The organism is Mesorhizobium sp. M8A.F.Ca.ET.181.01.1.1, assembly GCF_004792025.1.
Lineage (GTDB): Bacteria > Pseudomonadota > Alphaproteobacteria > Rhizobiales > Rhizobiaceae > Mesorhizobium.
The window spans coordinates 1-417 of sequence record NZ_SRTV01000061.1 but is presented as its reverse complement, the minus strand read 5'-3'; the positions used below and the strand labels follow the sequence as shown (position 1 = coordinate 417).

Below are 417 nucleotides of genomic sequence, written 5' to 3'. Positions count from 1 at the left end.
CCCGGCTTTGGCCGGGTGGAATTCTACGGCGTGCCGCGCCAGCAGGCGCTTTCGTTCCAGGCTGTCTACCGGATCGACGGCGACGGCGCCCTGACCTTGCTTGCCGACGATTTCGCGCAGCCCAACGGGCTCTGCTTCTCGCTCGACGAATCGCGGCTGTTCATCAACGACACCGAGCGCGGGCATATCAGGGTGTTCCGCGTCGAGACCAATGGCGCCACCATTCTCATATACCCCTATCTGGTCGGCAACCCGTCCTGGAGCGGCGGCTGGGAAGGACCGGCGGAAGGCGCGACCCATGTGCTCTTGACCCACGGCCATAACGCCCATGTCAGCGGCGCGATCGAAGTGCTGAAGAAAAGCGGCGCCATGCTGGTCGCCAATTTCGAGATCTGCATGTATCTTGTCGGCCAGGGT

The 417-nt window shown here is 63.3% G+C and carries 1 protein-coding gene; it reads left to right on the top strand.

Going from position 1 to position 417, the window contains the following annotated elements; translation table 11 throughout:
* Positions 1 to 15: 15 nt before the first annotated feature.
* Positions 16 to 417 (top strand): SMP-30/gluconolactonase/LRE family protein (locus EN824_RS36395; protein ID WP_245521074.1); only part of this gene is annotated, 402 nt, incomplete at its 3' end.